The sequence below is a fragment of the Cochlodiniinecator piscidefendens genome (genome assembly GCF_011326755.1).
Taxonomy (GTDB): domain Bacteria; phylum Pseudomonadota; class Alphaproteobacteria; order Rhodobacterales; family Rhodobacteraceae; genus Cochlodiniinecator; species Cochlodiniinecator piscidefendens.
The window spans coordinates 489,375-510,398 of record NZ_JAAOIE010000003.1 but is presented as its reverse complement, the minus strand read 5'-3'; the positions used below and the strand labels follow the sequence as shown (position 1 = coordinate 510,398).

Genomic DNA, 21,024 nt, shown 5'->3' with positions numbered 1-21,024 from the left:
ATGAGCCCCGACATAGTGTTTGTCCAGCACCGATTTTGTGGGAGGAAGAAAATGGGTTGGATGGCTGACGAAACCGGGTTGGGAAAATGCGCGGCAAATCATGTTGCTTTGTCTCCGCTGTCACACTTGAAACGCGCGGCACATGTGTTTCCTGACCATGACGCCGTTGTTTATGGTTCTCGTCGCATTAGCTACCGCGATTATCACGAGCGTGTTTCGCGATTGGCATCTGGCCTACAAAAACTCGGAGTGAGCTCAGGTGATGTCGTCGCAACTTTGCTACCAAACATACCTGCGCAAGCCGAAGCCCATTTTGGTATTCCTGCCTGCGGCGCGGTTTTGAATACGATAAACATACGTCTGGATGTAGATACAGTTGCGTATATATTTGATCATGGCGGAGCCAAGGTTGTTCTCGTTGATCCGCAGTTTTTGCCGCTTGCTGTATCTGCCTGCGAAAACATGGAAGGTCCCGCGCCGATTTTAATTGAAGTCGCGGACGATATCGCGGGTGTGCACGGTTCCGGTGCCTATACCGAATACGAAGACCTGTTGGCTTCGGGAGACCCTGCGTTCAACTGGATTATGCCCGAAGACGAATGGGAAAGTCTGGCTCTGAACTATACTTCAGGCACAACTGGCCGCCCTAAAGGGGTTGTTTATCACCATCGTGGTGCGTACCTCATGACAATGGGAACCGTGATCAGTTGGAAAATGGTTCTCCACCCGCGCTACCTGACCATCGTTCCATTGTTTCACTGCAACGGATGGAACCACACTTGGATGATACCTCTTCTCGGTGGAACAGTTGTTTGCTGCCGTGATGTAAATGCAAAATCAATTTATGACGCGATAGCGGACGAAGGCGTAACCCATTTTGGCGGAGCGCCCATCGTACTGAATATGCTGGTAAATGCAGCGGCTTCTGAACGCCGTGATTTTGACCATATTGTAGAGGTTTTTACAGCTGGCGCACCTCCACCCGCTGCAACTCTAGGTGCCATTGAACCTTTGGGCTTCAACGTTACACAGGTTTATGGATTAACGGAAACCTACGGTCATGTAACCGAATGCCTATGGCATCATGACTCTTGGGATGACCTACCGGCGGACCAACGAGCGGACATTAAGGCTCGCACCGGAATTTTGATGCCCATGATGGAAGACATCACATCAGTTGACGAGCAATTACAACAAATTCCAATGGATGGGCAAACACAGGGTGAAATCGTTGTCCGGGGCAATTCCGTTATGAAGGGATACCTCAAAAACCCCAAAGCAACCGAAGAAGCTTTTGAGGGTGGTTTTTTTCGCACCGGCGACATCGCATTCCAGCACCCAGACGGGTATTTAAAAATCGCTGACCGTGCGAAAGATATCATCATTTCCGGCGGAGAAAATATATCATCGGTAGAGGTGGAAGGCGCGATGATGCATCACCCTGCTGTCTTGCTTTGTGCAATTGTCGCCAAACCCGACGAAAAGTGGGGGGAAGTACCCTGCGCCTTCGTTGAGCTCAAAGATGGTGCGACCGCAACTGAGGCAGAGTTAATCAGCTTTATGAAAGAACGATTAGCTGGTTTTAAATGCCCGAAAAGCATAATTTTTCAAGAGCTTCCCAAAACATCAACGGGAAAAATCCAAAAATTTGAACTTAGGCAGTCAATCCGAACGCACTGATGATTGTGGCTTTGTTTCTTGTCCTGTAGGCTAATACCAACAGGACAAGACTTCACAGTAGTCGCGAACGTAATGACCGCCTTAAAAGAATATCAAAGATTAGAAAGCATTGGCCTCTGGCGTGAAAGCCCAGATGCGCAGCGACGTGAAGTTGTTGTTTCTTTTGGCAATGCAACACTCGTTATTTCTGACAAAAACGATGTCGCGCTGACCCATTGGTCGCTCGCAGCTATTCGACGTATTAACCCTAACAAAACCCCCGCGCTGTTCTCACCTGACATCGGGGATTTGGTCGAAACACTCGAGCTTGACGACCCCCAAATGATTGAAGCGGTGGAACGTGTCTTAGCTGCAATCACCAAGACCAAGAAAAAATCTGGGAAGTTACGCTTTCTTTTCCTAGTTCCAGCCCTTGCTGCAGTTGTTAGCCTATCTGTTTTCTGGCTCCCGGATGCTCTGCGAGAGCATGCCGTGCGTATTACACCCGACGTAACACGCGTTGATATTGGAAATCGATTGCTGGGACACATCACCCGATTAACTGGGGAAAAATGTAGTAGTTTATTGGGCAACCGTGCTCTGACAAATTTGCGTAACCGCCTCTCTCCGGAAATACGTGAATTTGTCGTCTTACGTTCAGGCATCATCAAAACGGAAAACTTACCGGGCGGCTACATTCTCCTTAATCGATCTTTGGTCGAAGACTACGAAGAACCAGAAGTTGCGGCAGGTTATGTATTAGCCGAACGACAACGGATTTCTCAACGTGATCCGATGGACCGCTTTTTTGAAACCCTTGGTTTTTTCAGTCAGCTACAATTTTTAACCACGGGCAATATCGCAGAAGAAGATCTGGAACGTTATGCTGAAATGCTGGCCGTATACGAGGTGCAGCATGTACCTGAAGCCGATCTATTGCCGCAGTTCACAGCAGCAAACGTCAGCACGTCCCCCTATGCTTATGCTGTTGATATCTCTGGGGAGACAACAATTTCCCTCATCGAGGCTGATCCATATTCAAATGAACAATCTCGACCCGTTCTAAGCGACGGAAATTGGATAAGCTTGCAATCAATATGCAGTGAATAAAAAATAGCCCCGCCAACGCGTGGGCTATTTTTATTGATTAATAGCCAGCAGCCCGAACCTGACGACGCGCCGCGTTCAACGCAGCATCTTCGGGAAATGGGCCAGCTAAGACCAAGACGTTATCCCCTGATGCTGCCAGCCGCACCTGAACCCCACGTTGGCGTAATTGCTGCAAAGCAACGGATGCCTCGGTCGTATCCCGGAACTGACCAACACGCAAATATCTACGCGTAACAGTGGTTGGCGTTGGTTCCGTACGTGTCGTTCTTGACCGTACTGGCACGGCTGTTTGTGGCGCTGGTATAGCAGCAGCCGTTCGTGCAGGCCGACGCAATGTGCGAATAATCCGAACACGGCGGCCATCCCGATACGAGTCTTCTACCGCAGCAACCATAGGTGTTGTAGGCACCCATACACGTGCCATTTGACGATCGCCTTCGCGTGTCCTTGGCCCGCGATGTGGATTCAAGCGGTCATCCGTCCAGACCGCAGCATATCCCTCAGGAATGGTAACCGGAACCGGTTCACGGCGTGGCCGATAAGAAGCTTCCGTGTCACCACGAACTCGGTTTCTGACCGGATCTTGCACCGTTTCAGTTGAATATGATACGCCATTTGGCCGCACGACACCACGGGCGACATCGCCCGGATGAACAGATTGCGGGCCGCAGCGCACTGCATATCGTCCAGTTGTTGGGACACAAGGCGTTCCACCACTAGGGGCTGCATTTTGTTGCCGGGTCGCGGCAGGCACACGGACAACTCGAGTGGTCGTCTGCGGTTGCGGTGCGACAGTTGGCGTTGCTGGTGCGGGTGTCGCAACTGTTGTTTGCTGCTGACCCTGCCGCAAACGCCCAATCCGCGGCGCTGTCGTTGTTGATGCTACCGTATCAATTGGCTGTCCTGTACGTCCTGGCCGTGCAGTAACGCGTGGGCGCGGAGATTGCGCAGGTGCTGTTTGCTCAATTGGTGCGGCTGCCACCGCAGCAGCTGGTGCATCTACGACCGGAGCAAAAGTCGGCGTCTGCCCACAAATCACTCGACGTGATTGCGTCACCCGCGGCACCCATGTGACGCTGCCAGTCGGGCCAGCGCGTACAAACATGCACCCGTCATTATCTACAAATTGCCGCCCACTATAGCTAGACGGCGGAAAATTGGCGGGTTGAATACCGTCCCCAACTGTTTGCGCAGAAATAGGGCCTGCGATACCCATAAGACAAACGGCAATAGCCGATGTTACATTTAATAATTTCATATGTGCCCCCACAATATGTAGTGGGAGCATGCACGAGATTACAGATATAGTAAAGAGTCAGCGAATCATTTTGTGCCAAACATTCTGTCGCCAGCATCACCGAGTCCTGGAACAATATATCCCTTTTCATTCAGCTTTTCGTCCAATGAGGCTGTAATGATTGGAACATCAGGATGCGCTTCTTTCATTTTTGCTACCCCTTCAGGCGAGGCTAACAAACACAAGAAACGAATGTTTTTCGCCCCTGCCTGCTTCAGCAAATCAATAGCCGCGATCGAAGAGTTACCTGTCGCAAGCATTGGATCCACAGCGATAACCAAACGATCTTCGAGTTCTTCAGGCACCTTAAAATAATACTGAACAGGCTCTAAGGTTTCTTCATCACGATAAAGACCAACAAACCCAACACGGGCAGATGGAATGAGCTCAAGCACGCCATCCAAAAGCCCATTGCCAGCACGCAGAATGGAAATCAATGCCAGTTTTTTTCCGTCTAAAACCGGTGCATCCATTTCTTGCATAGGGGTTTCGATGCGCTTTGTGGTCATATTAAGCTCGCGTGTCACCTCGTAGGCTAACAACTGGCTGATTTCGCGTAATAGCTGGCGAAACCCTGCCGTTGGCGTCCCCTTTTGGCGCATCAAGGTTAGTTTGTGTTGCACAAGGGGATGGTCAACGATTGTAAGGTGATCAAGCATCAGATAGCTCCAGTTTCTTAAGGATTTTTGCGCGGGTGTCATCATTGCAAAATGCAGCCTGCGCAGCGGTTTTATTCAGGGTGTGAAATTCGCTTTCACCCCAACCAAACGTCGTTGACAAGCGATCAAATTCATCGGTCATCGTTGTGTGAAAGAAAGGTGGGTCATCGGTTGAAACGGTTACCTTAACGCCCCGCTCTATCAATTTTTCAATCGGATGCTGATGCCAGCGCCGATAAACGCCTAAGGCAATATTTGACCCTGGGCACACCTCAAGCACAATCCCATCTTCTGCCAATTGATCAACCAATGCCAGATCTTCGATAGCGCGAACACCATGCCCGATACGCTCGACACCAAGACTAAGCGCATCTCTGATGGACTGCGGCCCACCCCATTCACCTGCATGAGCTGTCAGCCGCAAGCCAGCTTCGCGCGCCATATCAAATGAATACGCAAAATCCTGCGGTTTACCCGCGTTTTCATCCCCAGCGATCCCAAATCCAACAAGCCAATCTCCAGCCGTTTCAGCAGCGCAAAGCGCCGCAGCTTTGGCTTTGTCAGGTCCAAAATGACGTACTGCCGTCACAATACCACGTAGCGTAATCCCAGCGGTACGCTCTGCTTCATCCGCAGCCTCTTGGATCGCCAGCAAGTATTCACGCCATGCACCAACATCACCGCCCCCACAAAAATCAGGCGACAGAAATGTTTCGGAATAAATCACCCCGTGGCTTGCGCTTTCCTCCAAAACCGCAAGCGTCAAACGGCGGTAATCTTCCGGTGATTTCAACGTTTCGGTGGCTGCTTCATAGACCCGCAAAAAATGCACAAAATCGCGGTAGGCGTAATGACCATTTTCATCGAAAACCCCAGATATATCCATGGATTTTTCTTTGGCCAAGCCACGAATAAAGGCAGGCGGTGCCGCACCTTCTAGGTGCATATGTAGTTCAACCTTTGGATAGGATTTACTCATGGCAAAAAGCTCTTTCCGGCACCGGGCCTAGATACGTTGAGATAGGTAGAAATCGACGCGCCGATATCAGCAAATCCGCAATGCCCGACTTCACCAGCACCTAATCCATGAATGACCACAGGAACACGTTCGCGCGTATGATCTGTGCCGCGGTAGGTCGGGTCGTTTCCATGATCCGCAGTAAATATCATGATATCACCATCCCGCATTTTAGCGAACAGGTTAGGCAGTTGGGCGTCAAACCACTCGAGCGCCCGAGCATAGCCTGACACGTCACGCCGATGACCATATTGCGTATCAAATTCTACGAAGTTGGCGAACGTAAGGCTTCCCTCGTCTGCGCTGTCGACGAAATCAGCCAAATGCTGCATGAGCTCAGAGTCTGCCCCTTTGCGCAGCTCATCTATCCCACGCATCGAAAAGATGTCACCGATTTTCCCGATAGCGTAAACCTTGGAACCAGATCGATGTACCAAATCGCAAATGGTTGCCTCCGGTGGTTCTACCGCGAAGTCCTTGCGGTTGGTCGTGCGCACAAAACCGGCTTCGCAATCCCCAACAAACGGGCGCGCTATGACACGACCCACTTTCATTTCATGCAAGAGTGGGGCGACATCCCGGCAAAGCTGAAGCAATCGATCCAAACCGAAGTGTTCTTCATGCGCTGCAATCTGTAAAACGCTATCAACGGATGTATAGCAAATCGGCCAACCAGTTTCGATATGCCGCTGACCCTCTTCCTCTATTATCCCGGTGCCTGAAGCATGTCGATTGCCCAAAATGCCTTTTGTCCCTGCAAAGCGACACAAAGCTTCGGTGATATGCAGGGGAAACGTTGGATCAGTATTTGGAAAGTAATGCCAATCCCACGGCACAGGAACACCGGCTATTTCCCAATGTCCCGTCGGCGTATCTTTACCAGGGGAAGTTTCGGTTGCCGCCCCCCAGTAGCCATGAGGCGCGGCGTCCAATCCAGGTGTTGCAACATCAGAGGCCAAGCGCACAGCTGCCCCCAGCCCCAAACTATCCAGATTAGGAACTTTTAGCGGGCCACTTCGACCCTCCTCTGCTTCGCCTGCTGCGCAGGCTTCGATAATATGCCCTAGCGTATTCGCCCCGGGATCACCAAACGCTTCAGCATCCGGTGCGCCCCCGCAGCCTACTGAATCCAAAACCACGAGAAATGCTCTTGTCATTTAAAAACCTTTTGCAAAATCAAAGGCGGAACATCTGCGACGGGCGCAACGCGAAATGCATCACTCAGCGATAACAGCGCCTGATTAGCACTATCTTCAGATTCCGCGTTCACATAAGCCAACACATCGCCTTTGCCCACCTTCGTTCCAAGGCCCGCTATTTGCGATACCCCCACACTATAATCAAGCGCTTGCCCACCAACGAGCCGCCCACCGCCAAGACGCACGACAGCCATGCCAATAGCATCTGTCTCGATCTCCGACACATACCCGTCATGCGGCGCAACCAGAGGTGCCTTTACCGGAGCAACAGGTAAATCCCGCTGCCACGTTTGACTGAAGTCAGCAGGTCCGCCCAAGGCATGCATCATTTTTGAAAATCGCTCCAGCGCTTCACCAGATGAAATTGCGCGGGACATCATTGCTTTGCCTTGCGCCTCGGTTTCTGCGAGACCAGCCAACAATAGCGCCATACCACCTTGAGCAATACTGAGCTGCGCAAGTGGGGACGCTAGATCCCCGCCCAGCGCATTCATCACTTCAACGATCTCAAGCGCATTTCCTGCTGCTGAGGCAAGCGGCTGTGACATATCGGTAATAACCGCCTGCGTTTTGCATCCGGCCCCATTGGCGGTGGAAACAAGCGCATGTGCCAATTGCGTGGCCTCTGCCTGCGTTTTCATAAATGCACCTGATCCGCATTTCACATCCAACACCAACCCATCCAACCCGGCGGCCAGTTTTTTTGACAGAATAGATGCCGTAATCAAATCAACACTTTGTACGGTGGCCGTTACATCACGGATTGCGTACAAACGCTTGTCGGCAGGTGCAATGTTCCCCGTAGCCCCAACGATCGCTACGCCAACTTCAGAAACCATCTCACGCAGCTTTGCTTCAGACACTTCTGTTTGGACACCCGGAATAGCTTCTAGCTTATCTAATGTTCCGCCAGTATGGCCGAGACCCCGACCAGAAATCATTGGCACGTAGGCACCACATGCGGCCAAAGCTGGTGCTAAGATCAACGATACGCAATCTCCGACGCCTCCCGTTGAATGTTTATCAACGATAGGTCCTGGCAAATCCCAGTTCAGCACATCACCGCTATCGCGCATTGCCTCAGTCAAGTGAACACGGGCTTCGTCGGTCATTCCATTGAGACACACAGCCATCGCAAACGCGCCGGCCTGAGCATCTGTGACCTCAGATGTCGCCAACCCTTTGGCAAACCATTGCGTTTCCGCAGGACTAAGGGGAAGACCTTCGCGGCACTTTGCAATAATCGATTGAGCGTCCATCGTTTAGCCATTTTCCATATGGGCGGCGGAAAAGCTTCCGGGTAACAATTCACCAACGGATAAAGTGTTTATTTGCCCATCTACGGTTGCCATCGTTACCTGCGCATTCGGCTCTGCGAACTCACTTATTTTTTGTCGGCACCCCCCGCACGGCGGAATTGGTGTAGGGCAGTCAGCAACAACAGCAATTTCTACAATCTGCGTCTCACCCGCTGCAACCATAGCAGCAATAGCCCCAGCTTCGGCGCATGTTCCTTCGGGATAGGCAACGTTTTCTACATTGCACCCAACGTATACCTGACCGGAAGGAGTCGTAATTGCGGCTCCTACCTTGAAGTTCGAATATGGTGCATGTGCATTTTCACGCACCTTTTTCGCCGCATCCAGCAGGGACATTTTTGACCTCCTATTACCAATTGGTCAAAAATGCTCTCAATACGCATGGGATGCAAGTGCCTAGCACGGCTTATCCGCAGGAGTTAGCCCAATGCGGTTTCAAAAATACCCGGCAAGCTCACTTCCATCAGCTCTAGGTCATCGGATGCGTTAGAGTATTTTGTTTTCATACCCGGCGGGATTACAAATGCGTCGCCCTCTTCGAGGTCATATGGCTCTTTGCCTTCGCCTTCCAATGTCATACTACCGCGCATCACAAAGGTGAAATGAATGTCAGCTGAATGGGTAGCCCAAGCGACCTCGCCGTCCCCCGGATGTATCACGTGAACACCGGCAACGTTTTTTGTATTTTCAGCGATTGATGTATCCCGGCTTTGGAAGCCCGGAATACGGAACGGAGTCCATGTTGCTGTGTCCGCCACATGGTGCACAAACTTTTGACCATCCCACTCACGCTCCGGACGAAAATGCGGTGTCGGCAATTCGATGTCATGGTCAATCTCGGTGACGTGCTCAGCTGGGACACCAATTTCGATGACCTCAATGTTATCAGACGCAAATAGAACCCGATGACGGATTTCCGGTGGCTGAATGAAACAATTGCCCGCATGCAAGCGAATAGGTTCGCCTTGGTCTTCATAGACGACATCAACCCACCCCTTAATACAAAAAATGAGCTGAAACCCCACTTTGTGGAAATGCACCATATCCGGGACAGGGCCACCATCAGGAATACGGATATGGCTCGCAATGATTGACCCCCCTAAGCGAGATGGAACCAAATCGCGGTACTGCATCCCCGCCCGTCCGATAACCCACGGGGCCTGATCTTTTAGGCGACGTACGACAAACGCATGTTCTGTCTCGGGCATTACCAATGGTGGGTTAAGATCGTCAATTTCAATACGTGTCCCGTTGGGAGCAATCAAAACACGTTCACCCCCAGCGAATTGATCTGGCTCTTCTGTCAATATGCGCAACGTAGCCGGCGCTTCAGATGCCCCGTTTTCGACCCGAACGCGCACGCCATGACCTGAAAACACAGCGACCTGCGGATCATCCGCAGGATAAATCATGTCCATCTTCATTTTTAGGGTTTTTGTGAAAAAGGGAATATCATCCCGAAGCTCAGCGGTCGCCAATCGAATTTCAGCGCGTATTTCTGACATAAGACCCCCTTAATACATTTGTGTAGAGACTGCGTTCGAACGCCTCTGAATGCAACAACTACTTTAAGCCTGAAATAAATCCAATCTATCCACACCATCCAATATAGTTTAACGCTAAACCAAACCAGAAAAGCAGGAGAACCCCAGTGACCGACAAGCCTTCTCAATCCTCTGGACGACAAGCCGCCCTTGATTACCACGAATTTCCAAAACCGGGAAAACTCGAAATTCGCGCGACCAAACCAATGGCAAATGGTCGTGACCTTGCCCGCGCGTATTCTCCGGGTGTCGCCGAAGCCTGTATTGAGATCTCCAAAGATCCTGAAACGGCATCAAAATATACAGCTCGTGGAAACCTTGTCGCGGTTGTTTCCAATGGTACAGCGGTTCTGGGGCTGGGCAATATTGGTGCTTTGGCATCGAAACCTGTTATGGAAGGCAAAGCCGTTCTATTCAAAAAATTCGCCAATATTGATTGCTTTGACATCGAGGTGAATGAGAAAAACCCGGAAAAGCTTGCCGATATCGTTTGCGCACTGGAGCCTACTTTTGGTGCAATTAATCTTGAGGACATCAAAGCCCCTGATTGTTTCATCGTCGAAAAACTCTGCCGGGAACGCATGAACATACCCGTATTCCATGATGACCAACACGGAACGGCCATCGTCGTTGGCGCTGCTGCCCTGAATGCCTTACGCGTTGCAGAGAAAAACATCGAGGATATAAAAATTGTTTCAACAGGCGGAGGCGCGGCTGGAATTGCCTGCCTGAACATGTTGCTGAAACTGGGCGTCAAAAGAGAAAATGTTTGGCTCTGTGATATTGCTGGGTTGGTTTACGAAGGTCGCACAGAGGAAATGACTCCGCAAAAAGCGGAGTTTGCCCAAGCATCAGAGCATAGAACGCTCGATGATGTTATCGACAATGCCGACCTATTTCTCGGTCTGTCTGGCCCTGGTGTGTTAAAGCAAGACATGGTGCGCAAAATGGCAAAACGCCCTATTGTTTTTGCCCTTGCAAATCCAACCCCAGAGATTTTACCCGAAGAGGTACGCGCGGTTGCACCTGACGCAATCATGGCGACCGGGCGCTCGGACTATCCGAACCAAGTCAATAACGTGCTCTGCTTTCCATTTATCTTTCGTGGTGCATTGGATGTCCAAGCCACGCAAATTAACGATGAAATGCAAATCGCCTGTGTCGAAGGTATTGCTGAGTTGGCCCGCGCGACCACATCAGCCGAAGCCGCCGCAGCTTATAAAGGCGAACAGCTGACCTTCGGTGCAGACTACCTAATTCCTAAACCTTTTGATCCGCGTCTCATTGGCGTCGTCGCTAGCGCAGTTGCCAATGCCGCGATGAAAACTGGGGTTGCAAAAGCACCTGTAGAAGACATTGAAGCCTACAAAGAAAAACTAAATCAATCGGTCTTCAAATCGGCGCTCTTTATGCGTCCAGTGTTTGAAGCAGCGGCAACAGCATCGCGTAAAATCGTATTCGCAGAAGGTGAAGATGAGCGGGTTCTTCGTGCTGCTAACGCTATGCTGGAAGAAACCACAGACAAACCTATCCTAGTTGGCCGCCCTGATGTCATCGAACGCCGCTGTGAACGCGCGGGTCTCTCCATGCAAATTGGCCGCGATTTTGACCTCGTCAATCCTGAGAATGATCCGCGATACCGGGATTATTGGGGCACATATCATGAGATTATGGCCCGCCGCGGCGTGACACCTGATCTGGCCAAGGCAATCATGCGCACGAACACAACCGCCATTGGCGCGATCATGGTTCAACGCGGCGAAGCTGACAGCCTAATTTGCGGCACCTTTGGCGAATACCTGTGGCACCTCAACTATGTGCAGCAGATTTTAGGAACCAAAGAACTACACCCAACGGGCGCGCTTAGCCTTATGATCTTAGAAGACGGTCCTCTCTTCATTTCAGATACGCATTTGCACCCGGAACCCACACCTGAGCAAATTGCAGAAACAGCTATATCTGCCGCCCGGCACGTACGGCGCTTTGGCGTAGAGCCTCAAATTGCCCTTTGTTCATATTCTCAATTTGGCAATCTACAATGTGACACAGGTGAACGTATGCGGGCAGCTTTGGCCCTTTTAGATTCATCGGAACGCGACTTTGCTTATGAAGGGGAAATGCATATCGACGCGGCGCTGGACATAGCGGTGCGCAATCGCATTTTCCCGAACTCACGCCTTAAAGGGCCTGCCAATGTTTTAATTTTTGCGAATACAGACGCAGCAAGCGGCGTGCGCAACATCCTAAAAGTCAAAGCAGGCGGGTTGGAAGTCGGCCCCATATTGATGGGCATGGGCAATCGCGCTCATATTGTCACGCCATCTATTACGGCGCGCGGCCTACTCAACATGTCTGCGGTCGCAGGCACACCGGTCGCCCACTACGGCTAACCGTTACAAATCAGGCGATGGCCCAATAAAAATTCCATCGCCGCAAAAATCTCGCAACATTTGCAAGGCACAGCGTACACAACAGCATACAAAAGCGACAATCGGGCACAGGTATCCAACTTGCCCTAGTGTAAAAACAGTCGCTATCACTGTGCAACTGCTATGAGGGAGGAGGACCAAATGGATTATAAGAGTGTTTATGACGGGTGGAAAAATGACCCTGAAACCTTTTGGATGAATGCGGCGAAGGATATCGATTGGGACACCCCACCGTCAAAGGCTCTTTTTGACGAGAATGCCCCAATTTACGAATGGTTCGCTGACGCAAAATGCAACACCTGCTGGAATGCTGTGGACCGCCACGTAGAGGCAGGCAGAGGTGAACAAACTGCAATCATCTACGACAGCCCCGTGACGCAAACCAAACGCGAAATCAGCTATGTGGAACTTCGCAATCGAGTCGCGAGCCTTGCTGGTGCTTTATGCGCCAAAGGTGTCGGAAAAGGGGATCGCGTTATCATCTACATGCCGATGATCCCCGAAGCACTTGAGGCGATGCTGGCTTGTTCGCGAATTGGCGCGGTTCACTCTGTCGTGTTTGGCGGATTTGCCGCGAACGAATTGGCTGTTCGTATTGATGACGCTACCCCAAAAGCCATTATCGCTGCATCCTGCGGAATTGAACCGGGCCGTGTTGTACATTATAAACCTTTACTCGATGGTGCGATTGATCTCGCAACGCACAAGCCCGACTTCACCGTGATTTTTCAACGCGAGCAAGAAGTCGCAGAACTGCAAGAAGGACGGGATTTTAACTGGCATGGGTTCCAGTATGGCGTAGAGCCTGCTGAATGCGTTCCCGTTGAGGGCAATCATCCGTCCTATATTTTGTACACATCTGGGACCACAGGCCAACCTAAGGGTGTTATTCGCCACACAGCGGGTCAACTGGTCGCGCTGAATTGGACGATGAAAAATGTCTATAACGTTGATCCCGGAGAGGTATTTTGGGCCGCGTCTGATGTTGGTTGGGTCGTAGGGCACAGCTATATTTGCTACGCGCCACTCATCCATGGAAACACAACCGTCGTATTTGAAGGCAAGCCTATCGGAACACCGGATGCGGGCACCTTTTGGCGCATTATCGACGAACATAACGTCAAAAGCTTTTTCACCGCCCCAACAGCATTTCGCGCGGTGAAACGCGAAGATCCACAGGGCGAGTTTGTCAAAAAATACGACCTCAGCAGATTACGCGCAGTTTATCTTGCCGGTGAACGTGCTGATCCTGATACCATCACTTGGGCTCAGGATCAGTTGGGCGTTCCTATTGTTGACCATTGGTGGCAGACGGAAACAGGTTGGGCAATCGCGGCAAACCCACTTGGGATCGAAGAGTTACCAGTTAAACTTGGCTCCCCCTCCGTACCGATGCCGGGTTTTGACGTTCAAATCTTGGACGAAGCGGGTCATCAGATGCCCGCTGGCGAGTTGGGTGCAATAGCGATCAAGCTCCCGCTGCCCCCCGGAACTTTGCCAACCCTCTGGAATGCAGAAGACCGTTATTTGAAAAGCTATCTTGAACATTTCCCAGGTTATTACGAAACCGGTGATGCAGGTATGATTGACGAGGATGGCTACCTCTACATCATGGCGCGGACGGATGATGTTATCAATGTTGCGGGGCATCGACTATCAACTGGCGCGATGGAGGAGGTTTTATCGTCCCATCCAGATGTCGCTGAATGTGCTGTCATTGGTGTCGCTGACCAACTTAAGGGACAATTGCCGCTCGGTTTTCTATGTTTAAATTCCGGGGTCGACCGCGATAATTTAGATGTGGTCAAAGAAGTCACCAAACTCGTCCGCGAAAAAATTGGCCCTGTGGCAGCCTTTAAGCTGGCCGTTGTGGTTGATCGGCTCCCTAAAACACGATCAGGTAAAATATTGCGCGCGACCATGGTCAAGATTGCGGATAACGAAGCTTACAAAATGCCCGCAACAATTGATGATCCTGCGATTTTGGATGAAATTCGTGACGCATTATTAAGCTTAGGATACGCCAAGTAAGACATCTATAGCCCGACCCAAACAAGAGAATGCGAAGGCCGAAATTCGACGATCCGGATTGATTTAAAGGCCTTCGCAACCTATTGTTGAAACACGCTGCCTCATATTATGATATAAATATTGATGCCAGCGCCCGGGGGACAATGACAACACGCATAAAACAGCCAAATTCCAATGGCGCAGATTCTCTTGGGACGGATAATGCACCGCTCACGTTTTTAGCGCATGATATTCGCTCAGCGGTTTTTGATGTTATTGGCGGCTTGCGCTTAATAGAAGAAGATGAGCTTCCTACATCAACGCGTCAGCAAATTGACCGAGTGCGCGCATCTGGCGAAACTCTTGCACGATTGGTCGAAGATGCCCTCACGCTCATTACAACCGAAATGCATGCTGGACCAGATATTACCCCAAACCTACACCTAAGGCGTTTGCTGAATGATATGCGCCTGAGATGGGCCGGACGCGCCAACGCAAACGACACCACTTTTCAAGTGAACGTTTCGCCTGAAGTGCCGGCAGTTATTGCCACCATCCGCCTAAATCTAGAACGTGTGCTGTCAAACCTCATCAGCAACGCCCTAAAATACACCGAAGATGGGCTGGTAAAGCTGGATGTTTCAGTGACAGCAGCACAAGAGCTCTGTTTTGTTGTATCCGACACCGGTAGCGGCTTTTCGAAGGAAGCTTTGGAAAAGCTCTATCAATTTCAGGGGCGCCCCTCTGGACAAGGAAAACCAGGTACGGGGTTGGGGCTGCACATCGCTAAGAATATCGCCGACGACATGGGCGGCAAGCTAACGGTGAAAAATACCGACAACGGTGCGTTGGTTTCCTTATTGTTACCCGCCCAAATTTGGCAATATGAAGCGGAGAAAGACACCCCTAAGTATCTCATAGATTTGTCGAATATCCGTGTGCTCCTTGCAGATGACAATGACACAAATCAACTTGTAATTGCTCAAATGCTAAAGGCCCTAGGCGCCGAATTTGAAATTGCCTCTGATGGTGTCGAAGCAATAAACTGGTTAGAACGCGAAGATTTTGACATCGCCTTCGTAGATATCGACATGCCAAGACTTTCAGGACTTGAAGTCATGCGTTATGCGCGCGCCAGCAAATCCGCACTTCGCAAACTCCCTATATTGGCCATTACAGCGTTTGTAATGCGCGAAGACCGTGATAAAATTTACGAGGCTGGGGCAGATCGAATTTTAGCAAAACCAATTATGGCGACCGAAGACCTCGCACAAGCTGTCGCGTTGCTCTTACCTAACGTAAGGATAGATCCTGCGCCTGTGCGCCCCTCCCCCCCCGTTTCACCGGAGGATACGAACGATATGTCCCAACTCAATCATTTATTGGATCTCGCTGGAAAAGAAAACGCCGATGAATTGCTATCTCGGCTTCAGACAGATTTACGCGACGTAGATCAAGGAATTGCAAACGCCACTCAACCCGTTAGCTGCAATGAAATTCGTGCGCATTCCCATGTCTTGATTTCGCTCTCTGGAGCCGTCGATGCGCAAAAATTGATGCAAATGGCTATGGAAATAAACACAGCTGCGCATTCAAATGACGAAGCTAAAATTACAGAAATGATACCGGCCTTGCGCAAAGAGCTTTCGAAATTATGCGACATTATTCAGCAAGAAGCCATGATACGATCAGATAACACAGGAAAACATGATGGCTGATCACCCCATCCTCTTGATCGAAGACACCCCATCTTTGCAACTCGTTTACCGTTCAGTTTTGCAAAGCGCAGGTCACAGGGTCGAAGTCGCGGGAACCGCTTATGAAGGGATGAAGAAATATAAAGAACTCGCCCCTTGCGTTGTGCTTCTTGATCTTATCCTACCTGATCGAGATGGGCTTGACCTGATGAAAGAATGCCTCGATCATGAAAACCGTTCCCGTTTTATTGTGATCACTGCAAATGGTACCGTTGACCGAGCGGTTCAAGCAATGCGCGCTGGCGCTTTTGATTTTCTGCTGAAACCGTTTCAAGATCAACATATCAAACAAGTCGTTGCCAATGCCCAAGTTGAAACAAGCATTGCAGCGGATATTGCAGATACCCAAACAGAACGTTTTATCCACGGATATATGGGTACGTCTGATCAAATGCAGAATGTACTTTCAAAACTACGGACAGTGGCCCACTCAATGGCATCCGTTTTTATTGTTGGCGAAAAAGGTGTTGGCAAAGAAATAACCTGCCGAATGATCCATAGGTTTTCCGGGCGCACGAGCGGACCCTGCGTTGTTCTATCCTGCAGTGCCATACCTGCCGAAACATTAGAGGTTGCTCTTTTTGGCACGCAAGGGAAAACCCCGAGCGGCGCGTTACACCAAGCCCATGAAGGAACGCTCATTCTTGAAGACGTCGATGCAATTCCACCGTCGGCACAAGCAAAACTGCTCAGATTTCTTCAATGCGCCAACTCAGATCAGAATTGCGAAACCGAATTTCCGAACCAGCCAGACGTTCGCATCATCTCAACCATGACAAGCGACCCACTTATTTCGGTCAAAAACGGGACTTTGCGCGAAGATTTGTTTTATCGCCTCCACGTGATCCCAATTGCACTGCCAGTCTTAAGAGAACGCGGGCGTGATCTACTTGATATCGGCAAGTATATGTTGCGGTTGTTTTCTAAGGAGGAAGGGCGCAGTTTTACCGATTTCTCGGATGAGGTCTCCGCAATTCTTTTACGCCATCCTTGGCCTGGAAACATTCGACAATTGCAAAACATCATCCGCAACATTGTCGTTTTGAACACCGGCACGGTTGTCACTCAATCAATGTTACCGCCAGAACTGTACGATGGTCTTTCAAAAGTTCAATCCTCTTACATAAGTGGTCACGAAACCGCAGAAGCCGAGCCGCTTTCGATAAAGCAACTGGTGGGGTGTAGCTTGGAAGAGATCGAACAAATCGCCATTGAGGAAACCATTACGGCTTGCGACGGTAGCATTCCCCGTGCGGCTAAAATCTTAGGCGTTGCACCTTCCACCCTTTATCGCAAACGCAGCGGGTGGAAGACGCTTTCATAATTAAACAAATTGTTCACGGATGAGCCGCTCTTCGAGCCCATGACCCGGATCAAACAATATCCGATGAATAACATTGGGCTCACTTTGCATTTCAACACGAACGACATCATGCGCAGATCGGCTATCTGCATCAGCTCTAACTGGGCGCTTGATTGGGTCTAAGACCTCAAAAACCACATTGGCCTTTTTCGGCAAAAGCGCACCACGCCAACGTCTGGGTCGAAATGCAGCCATTGCAGTTAAAGCCAATACATCCGAACCAATTGGAAGTATCGGCCCGTGAGCGGAATAGTTGTATGCCGTCGACCCCGCAGGTGTACACAAAAGCGCGCCGTCGCAAACAAGCTCTGGCAATCGAACACGCCCATCAACAGAAATACGAAGCTTTGCTGCCTGTGGTCCTGCGCGCAGCAAAGACACCTCATTAATCGCAAGCGCGCGCACCGTATTACCATCAGAGGTCGTCGCAGTCATGGCCAGTGGATTAATCACTTCTTCTTCGGCTTCACCAAGGCGCCGCAATAAATTTTCTTCGCCAAAGGTATTCATCAGAAACCCAACAGTTCCCCTGTTCATCCCATAAACGGGCACATTTAGATGTGTTGTACTGTGAAGCGTATGCAGCATAAAACCATCGCCGCCCAAGGCAACGATAACATCTGCATCTTCTGGTTCGCAGGTGCCATATCGATCCAATAGCCTTGCATAGCTTTCCTGAGCGATCATCGCGTCGCTCGCTGCGAATGAAATTTTCAATGCCTTTGCCTCATGCAGATTCTGTGTCCCATTGTATCCAATTGTATCCATTGTCGCCAATCGGAAACTTTTCCCCTATAGGTAACATTTATGACGTGTGCGCCCCGGTTTTCGTCGTTTTATTGCGTTCAGGGGTAGCGGCAATTTCGTTAGAAGTCACTAACGAACGCGACCCCTCAGGAGATGCCATAATGTCGAGAGACGCATTTTTCACCGAATCCCTAGCCTCCCGCGACCCAGAGCTTTACGGCTCTATCACGAATGAACTGGGCCGTCAGCGCGACGAGATCGAACTGATTGCATCAGAGAACATCGTTTCTGCTGCCGTAATGGAAGCACAAGGTTCTGTGCTCACCAACAAATACGCCGAAGGTTATCCAGGACGTCGCTATTACGGTGGCTGTCAATACGTTGACGTCGCTGAAAACTTGGCGATCGACCGTGCGAAACAATTGTTTGGCTGTGAATTTGCCAACGTGCAACCAAACTCTGGTTCACAAGCCAACCAAGGTGTTTTCCAAGCGCTGATCAAACCCGGCGATACCATCCTTGGTATGGACCTCGCGTCTGGTGGTCACTTAACCCACGGTGCAAAACCAAACCAATCTGGTAAATGGTTCAACGCCGTGTCGTATGGCGTGCGCAAGCAAGACAATTTGATCGACTATGATCAGCTCGAAGCGCTTGCAAAAGAGCACCAGCCAAAGCTGATCATCGCGGGTGGCTCTGCCATTCCACGCGTCATTGATTTTGCACGTTTCCGCGAAATCGCTGACATGGTTGGGGCGTATCTGCACGTTGACATGGCCCACTTTGCTGGACTGGTTGCTGCAGGTGAACACCCTTCCCCGTTCCCTTATGCGGACGTTGCAACAACTACGACGCACAAGACCCTTCGCGGTCCACGTGGCGGTATGATCCTGACCAACGATGCAGACATCGCGAAAAAAGTGAACTCTGCTATTTTCCCTGGTATTCAGGGTGGTCCTTTGATGCACGTTATCGCAGCCAAAGCGGTTGCCTTTGGCGAAGCGTTGCGCCCAGAATTCAAAGAGTATCAAAAACAAGTACGCGCAAACGCAGTTGCATTGGCTGATCAGCTGATGAAGGGCGGTCTTGATATCGTTACTGGCGGGACTGACACGCACGTGATGCTCGTAGATTTACGTCCCAAAGGCGTAACCGGCAACATCACTGACAAAGCTTTGGGTCGTGCACATATCACAACCAATAAAAACGGCATTCCGTTTGACCCAGAAAAGCCAACTGTGACCTCAGGCATCCGCCTAGGCACACCTGCGGGTACAACCCGTGGCTTTGGCGAAGCTGAGTTCCGTCAAATCGCGGATCTGATCATCGAAGTGGTTGATGGGCTTGCTGCAAATGGCGAAGAAGGAAACGGCGAAGTAGAAGCAGGCGTTCGCGCCAAAGTTGCTGAGCTTTGCGCTAAATTCCCAATGTATTCAAACCTATAATTCAGGTTGTTCAAAATCAACGAAACGGGGGCCTATGTGCCCCCGTTTTTATGAGTAGGGTTAAATATACCCGCGTATTGTCAAAACTGCGATCAAACCGGCCCCAACGAGAATAATCGCCAAGGCGGTACCACCCAATATTGTTAAGACAGTTCCAATACGACGATCCGCAACATTGACAGATTTAAGATGATGCAAGCACACGCGATGGGCAGATTTAACCCGACGCTCATCAACACGGCTGGCAAACTTCGGATGCTCCGATAACTCAATCGCTTCGATCAAGTACCCGACTTCTCTCCGGACATGACGCGGCAGCATACGGCCTGCTTTGCGCACACGCTCAGCCAGATTTCCGCCACGCACTGACAGTTTCTCCCCCATCAGCTCAAAAATCTCAGCACTCAGAACTTCTACAGTATCGACAGCCATTCGATCCTCCCCTGTGTGCACAATAACGGTTAGTGAAGCACGTCACAACTTCTGGAATACCGGACGTAAAACAGGTAAGCACCCTTATGTTGAACACAATTCTAAACGGCGAAAAAACAGAAAATACCCCACTTCTTATTGTGCACGGGCTCTATGGATCCGGGCGCAACTGGGGTGTCATCGCGAAACGGATGTCGGACTCGCGGCAGGTTGTATCCGTCGATATGCGTAATCACGGGCACAGCCCTTGGCATGATTCTCATAGTTACCATGACATGGCAAATGATCTGACCGAGGTTATTGAAAGCTACGGCCAACCCATGGATATTATGGGACATTCGATGGGCGGCAAAGCCGCGATGGTTCTAGCCCTTACAAGGCCAGATCTACTGCGCAAGCTTGTTGTCGCTGATATTGCACCCGTAGGATATGCCCACACGCAAGCTCCACTTGCACAGGCTATGATGTCACTGGATTTAACTGACCTCAACACTCGTGGAGAGGCCGATAAACGTTTCTCTCAGGTTGTGGATGAACCCGGGGTGCGCGCGTTTTTACTTCAATCGCTAGACCTTAAATCCGATCCCGCTCGGTGGCGCTTAAATTTAAACGTGCTTGAGGCGGAAATGGACAAAATTATCGGTTTTCCAAAGGTTGCAGGACAATTTCAAGGATCAACATTGTTTTTGTCAGGCGCCGATTCAGATTACGTAAAAATCGAATACCGTCCAGAAATAAAAACGCACTTTCCCGCGGCACGTTTCGCCAAAATACCCGGAGCGGGGCATTGGCTTCACGCAGACAAACCGCGTGAATTCGAAGCAGCAATGCGTGTATTTTTAGACGCCTAACGCAGTTCGGAGACTGCTTTTGCGACGAAATATGTAACTGGAAAGGCGATCACGAATCCAATCGCCGCCCCAACCAAAATGGGGCTCAATGTGTCGTGCCCAAGTGTAAGGGCAACAACGACCCCGATCCCGGACAAAGTGGTCGCAACCATTGAAAATAAAATAGAAGCAAGGCGTAGCATCGG

Annotated in this window: 18 protein-coding genes; 8 read left to right on the top strand and 10 right to left on the bottom strand. The window is 50.4% G+C overall.

What is annotated here, in order from left to right; translation table 11 throughout:
* Nucleotides 1-51: 51 nt before the first annotated feature.
* Nucleotides 52-1,680, top strand: a complete 1,629-nt coding sequence (locus G9C99_RS11395; protein WP_166417599.1) for an AMP-binding protein — start codon at nucleotides 52-54, stop codon at nucleotides 1,678-1,680.
* Between the two features lie 72 nt (nucleotides 1,681-1,752).
* Nucleotides 1,753-2,769, top strand: coding sequence for a hypothetical protein (locus G9C99_RS11390; protein WP_166417598.1), 1,017 nt, complete (start codon nucleotides 1,753-1,755; stop codon nucleotides 2,767-2,769).
* 37 nt (nucleotides 2,770-2,806) lie between these two features.
* On the opposite strand, the gene G9C99_RS11385 is transcribed toward G9C99_RS11390, so the two are convergent.
* The 7 genes from G9C99_RS11385 to G9C99_RS11355 form a co-directional block, all read right to left on the bottom strand.
* Nucleotides 2,807-4,027, bottom strand: a complete 1,221-nt coding sequence (locus G9C99_RS11385) for an SPOR domain-containing protein (protein ID WP_166417597.1) — start codon at nucleotides 4,025-4,027, stop codon at nucleotides 2,807-2,809.
* A 65-nt stretch (nucleotides 4,028-4,092) separates the two neighbouring features.
* Entirely contained in the window at nucleotides 4,093-4,725 is a 633-nt protein-coding gene (upp, locus tag G9C99_RS11380) for a uracil phosphoribosyltransferase (RefSeq protein ID WP_166417596.1), read from the bottom strand.
* Nucleotides 4,718-5,704, bottom strand: coding sequence for an adenosine deaminase (locus G9C99_RS11375; RefSeq protein WP_166417595.1), 987 nt, complete (start codon nucleotides 5,702-5,704; stop codon nucleotides 4,718-4,720). The genes upp and G9C99_RS11375 overlap by 8 nt, the downstream gene beginning before the upstream one ends.
* Complete coding sequence (locus G9C99_RS11370) at nucleotides 5,701-6,900, bottom strand: phosphopentomutase (RefSeq protein WP_166417594.1); 1,200 nt, start codon at nucleotides 6,898-6,900, stop codon at nucleotides 5,701-5,703. Before G9C99_RS11370 ends, G9C99_RS11375 begins: the two co-directional genes overlap by 4 nt.
* Entirely contained in the window at nucleotides 6,897-8,201 is a 1,305-nt protein-coding gene (locus G9C99_RS11365; RefSeq protein ID WP_166417593.1) for a thymidine phosphorylase, read from the bottom strand. The genes G9C99_RS11370 and G9C99_RS11365 overlap by 4 nt, the downstream gene beginning before the upstream one ends.
* Before the next feature lie 3 nt (nucleotides 8,202-8,204).
* Nucleotides 8,205-8,597, bottom strand: coding sequence for a cytidine deaminase (locus G9C99_RS11360; protein ID WP_166417592.1), 393 nt, complete (start codon nucleotides 8,595-8,597; stop codon nucleotides 8,205-8,207).
* A gap of 83 nt (nucleotides 8,598-8,680) precedes the next feature.
* Complete coding sequence (locus G9C99_RS11355; protein WP_166417591.1) at nucleotides 8,681-9,766, bottom strand: cupin domain-containing protein; 1,086 nt, start codon at nucleotides 9,764-9,766, stop codon at nucleotides 8,681-8,683.
* Nucleotides 9,767-9,912: 146 nt separating this feature from the next.
* Between G9C99_RS11355 and G9C99_RS11350 the strand changes: the two genes are divergently transcribed.
* The 4 genes from G9C99_RS11350 (at nucleotide 9,913) to G9C99_RS11335 (ending at nucleotide 17,325) form a co-directional block, all read left to right on the top strand.
* The gene (locus G9C99_RS11350) at nucleotides 9,913-12,195 is read left to right on the top strand and encodes an NADP-dependent malic enzyme (RefSeq protein ID WP_166417590.1); all 2,283 of its coding nucleotides are present in this window, start codon (nucleotides 9,913-9,915) and stop codon (nucleotides 12,193-12,195) included.
* A gap of 180 nt (nucleotides 12,196-12,375) precedes the next feature.
* Nucleotides 12,376-14,265 carry a propionate-CoA ligase PrpE gene (gene prpE, locus G9C99_RS11345; protein WP_166417589.1) on the top strand — a complete coding sequence of 630 codons (1,890 nt, stop codon included), beginning with the start codon at nucleotides 12,376-12,378 and terminating at the stop codon, nucleotides 14,263-14,265.
* Between the two features lie 143 nt (nucleotides 14,266-14,408).
* A complete protein-coding gene (locus G9C99_RS11340; RefSeq protein WP_166417588.1) occupies nucleotides 14,409-15,962 on the top strand; it encodes a response regulator in 1,554 nt (517 codons plus the stop codon).
* Nucleotides 15,955-17,325: a sigma-54-dependent transcriptional regulator gene (locus tag G9C99_RS11335; RefSeq protein WP_166417587.1), complete on the top strand. Its 1,371-nt coding sequence runs from the start codon at nucleotides 15,955-15,957 to the stop codon at nucleotides 17,323-17,325. Before G9C99_RS11340 ends, G9C99_RS11335 begins: the two co-directional genes overlap by 8 nt.
* On the opposite strand, the gene G9C99_RS11330 is transcribed toward G9C99_RS11335, so the two are convergent.
* Nucleotides 17,326-18,132 (bottom strand): NAD kinase, encoded by an 807-nt coding sequence (locus G9C99_RS11330; RefSeq protein ID WP_166417586.1) that lies wholly within the window; start codon nucleotides 18,130-18,132, stop codon nucleotides 17,326-17,328. It abuts the gene before it with no gap.
* Between the two features lie 140 nt (nucleotides 18,133-18,272).
* Between G9C99_RS11330 and glyA the strand changes: the two genes are divergently transcribed.
* Nucleotides 18,273-19,556 (top strand): serine hydroxymethyltransferase, encoded by a 1,284-nt coding sequence (gene glyA / locus G9C99_RS11325; protein ID WP_166417585.1) that lies wholly within the window; start codon nucleotides 18,273-18,275, stop codon nucleotides 19,554-19,556.
* Between the two features lie 60 nt (nucleotides 19,557-19,616).
* On the opposite strand, the gene G9C99_RS11320 is transcribed toward glyA, so the two are convergent.
* The gene (locus G9C99_RS11320) at nucleotides 19,617-19,988 is read right to left on the bottom strand and encodes a hypothetical protein (RefSeq protein WP_166417584.1); all 372 of its coding nucleotides are present in this window, start codon (nucleotides 19,986-19,988) and stop codon (nucleotides 19,617-19,619) included.
* An 86-nt stretch (nucleotides 19,989-20,074) separates the two neighbouring features.
* Here G9C99_RS11320 and G9C99_RS11315 point away from each other — a divergent pair, with 86 nt between their 5' ends.
* Nucleotides 20,075-20,839, top strand: coding sequence for an alpha/beta fold hydrolase (locus tag G9C99_RS11315; RefSeq protein WP_166417583.1), 765 nt, complete (start codon nucleotides 20,075-20,077; stop codon nucleotides 20,837-20,839).
* Here G9C99_RS11315 and G9C99_RS11310 read toward each other — a convergent pair.
* A complete protein-coding gene (locus G9C99_RS11310) occupies nucleotides 20,836-21,021 on the bottom strand; it encodes a CTP synthetase (protein ID WP_166417582.1) in 186 nt (61 codons plus the stop codon). The genes G9C99_RS11315 and G9C99_RS11310 overlap by 4 nt on opposite strands.
* Between the last annotated feature and the right edge of the window lie 3 nt (nucleotides 21,022-21,024).

Excerpts from the sequence above, each read along its gene's own strand:
- glyA (WP_166417585.1), top strand. The coding sequence starts at position 18,273 with ATGTCGAGAGACGCATTTTTCACCGAATCCCTAGCCTCCCGCGACCCA.
- G9C99_RS11320 (WP_166417584.1), bottom strand. The coding sequence starts at position 19,988 with ATGGCTGTCGATACTGTAGAAGTTCTGAGTGCTGAGATTTTTGAGCTG.
- G9C99_RS11355 (WP_166417591.1), bottom strand. The coding sequence starts at position 9,766 with ATGTCAGAAATACGCGCTGAAATTCGATTGGCGACCGCTGAGCTTCGG.
- G9C99_RS11370 (WP_166417594.1), bottom strand. The coding sequence starts at position 6,900 with ATGACAAGAGCATTTCTCGTGGTTTTGGATTCAGTAGGCTGCGGGGGC.
- G9C99_RS11340 (WP_166417588.1), top strand. The coding sequence starts at position 14,409 with ATGACAACACGCATAAAACAGCCAAATTCCAATGGCGCAGATTCTCTT.
- G9C99_RS11385 (WP_166417597.1), bottom strand. The coding sequence starts at position 4,027 with ATGAAATTATTAAATGTAACATCGGCTATTGCCGTTTGTCTTATGGGT.
- G9C99_RS11330 (WP_166417586.1), bottom strand. The coding sequence starts at position 18,132 with ATGGATACAATTGGATACAATGGGACACAGAATCTGCATGAGGCAAAG.
- upp (WP_166417596.1), bottom strand. The coding sequence starts at position 4,725 with ATGCTTGATCACCTTACAATCGTTGACCATCCCCTTGTGCAACACAAA.
- prpE (WP_166417589.1), top strand. The coding sequence starts at position 12,376 with ATGGATTATAAGAGTGTTTATGACGGGTGGAAAAATGACCCTGAAACC.
- G9C99_RS11310 (WP_166417582.1), bottom strand. The coding sequence starts at position 21,021 with ATGCTACGCCTTGCTTCTATTTTATTTTCAATGGTTGCGACCACTTTG.
- G9C99_RS11335 (WP_166417587.1), top strand. The coding sequence starts at position 15,955 with ATGGCTGATCACCCCATCCTCTTGATCGAAGACACCCCATCTTTGCAA.
- G9C99_RS11365 (WP_166417593.1), bottom strand. The coding sequence starts at position 8,201 with ATGGACGCTCAATCGATTATTGCAAAGTGCCGCGAAGGTCTTCCCCTT.
- G9C99_RS11395 (WP_166417599.1), top strand. The coding sequence starts at position 52 with ATGGGTTGGATGGCTGACGAAACCGGGTTGGGAAAATGCGCGGCAAAT.
- G9C99_RS11390 (WP_166417598.1), top strand. The coding sequence starts at position 1,753 with ATGACCGCCTTAAAAGAATATCAAAGATTAGAAAGCATTGGCCTCTGG.
- G9C99_RS11360 (WP_166417592.1), bottom strand. The coding sequence starts at position 8,597 with ATGTCCCTGCTGGATGCGGCGAAAAAGGTGCGTGAAAATGCACATGCA.
- G9C99_RS11375 (WP_166417595.1), bottom strand. The coding sequence starts at position 5,704 with ATGAGTAAATCCTATCCAAAGGTTGAACTACATATGCACCTAGAAGGT.
- G9C99_RS11315 (WP_166417583.1), top strand. The coding sequence starts at position 20,075 with ATGTTGAACACAATTCTAAACGGCGAAAAAACAGAAAATACCCCACTT.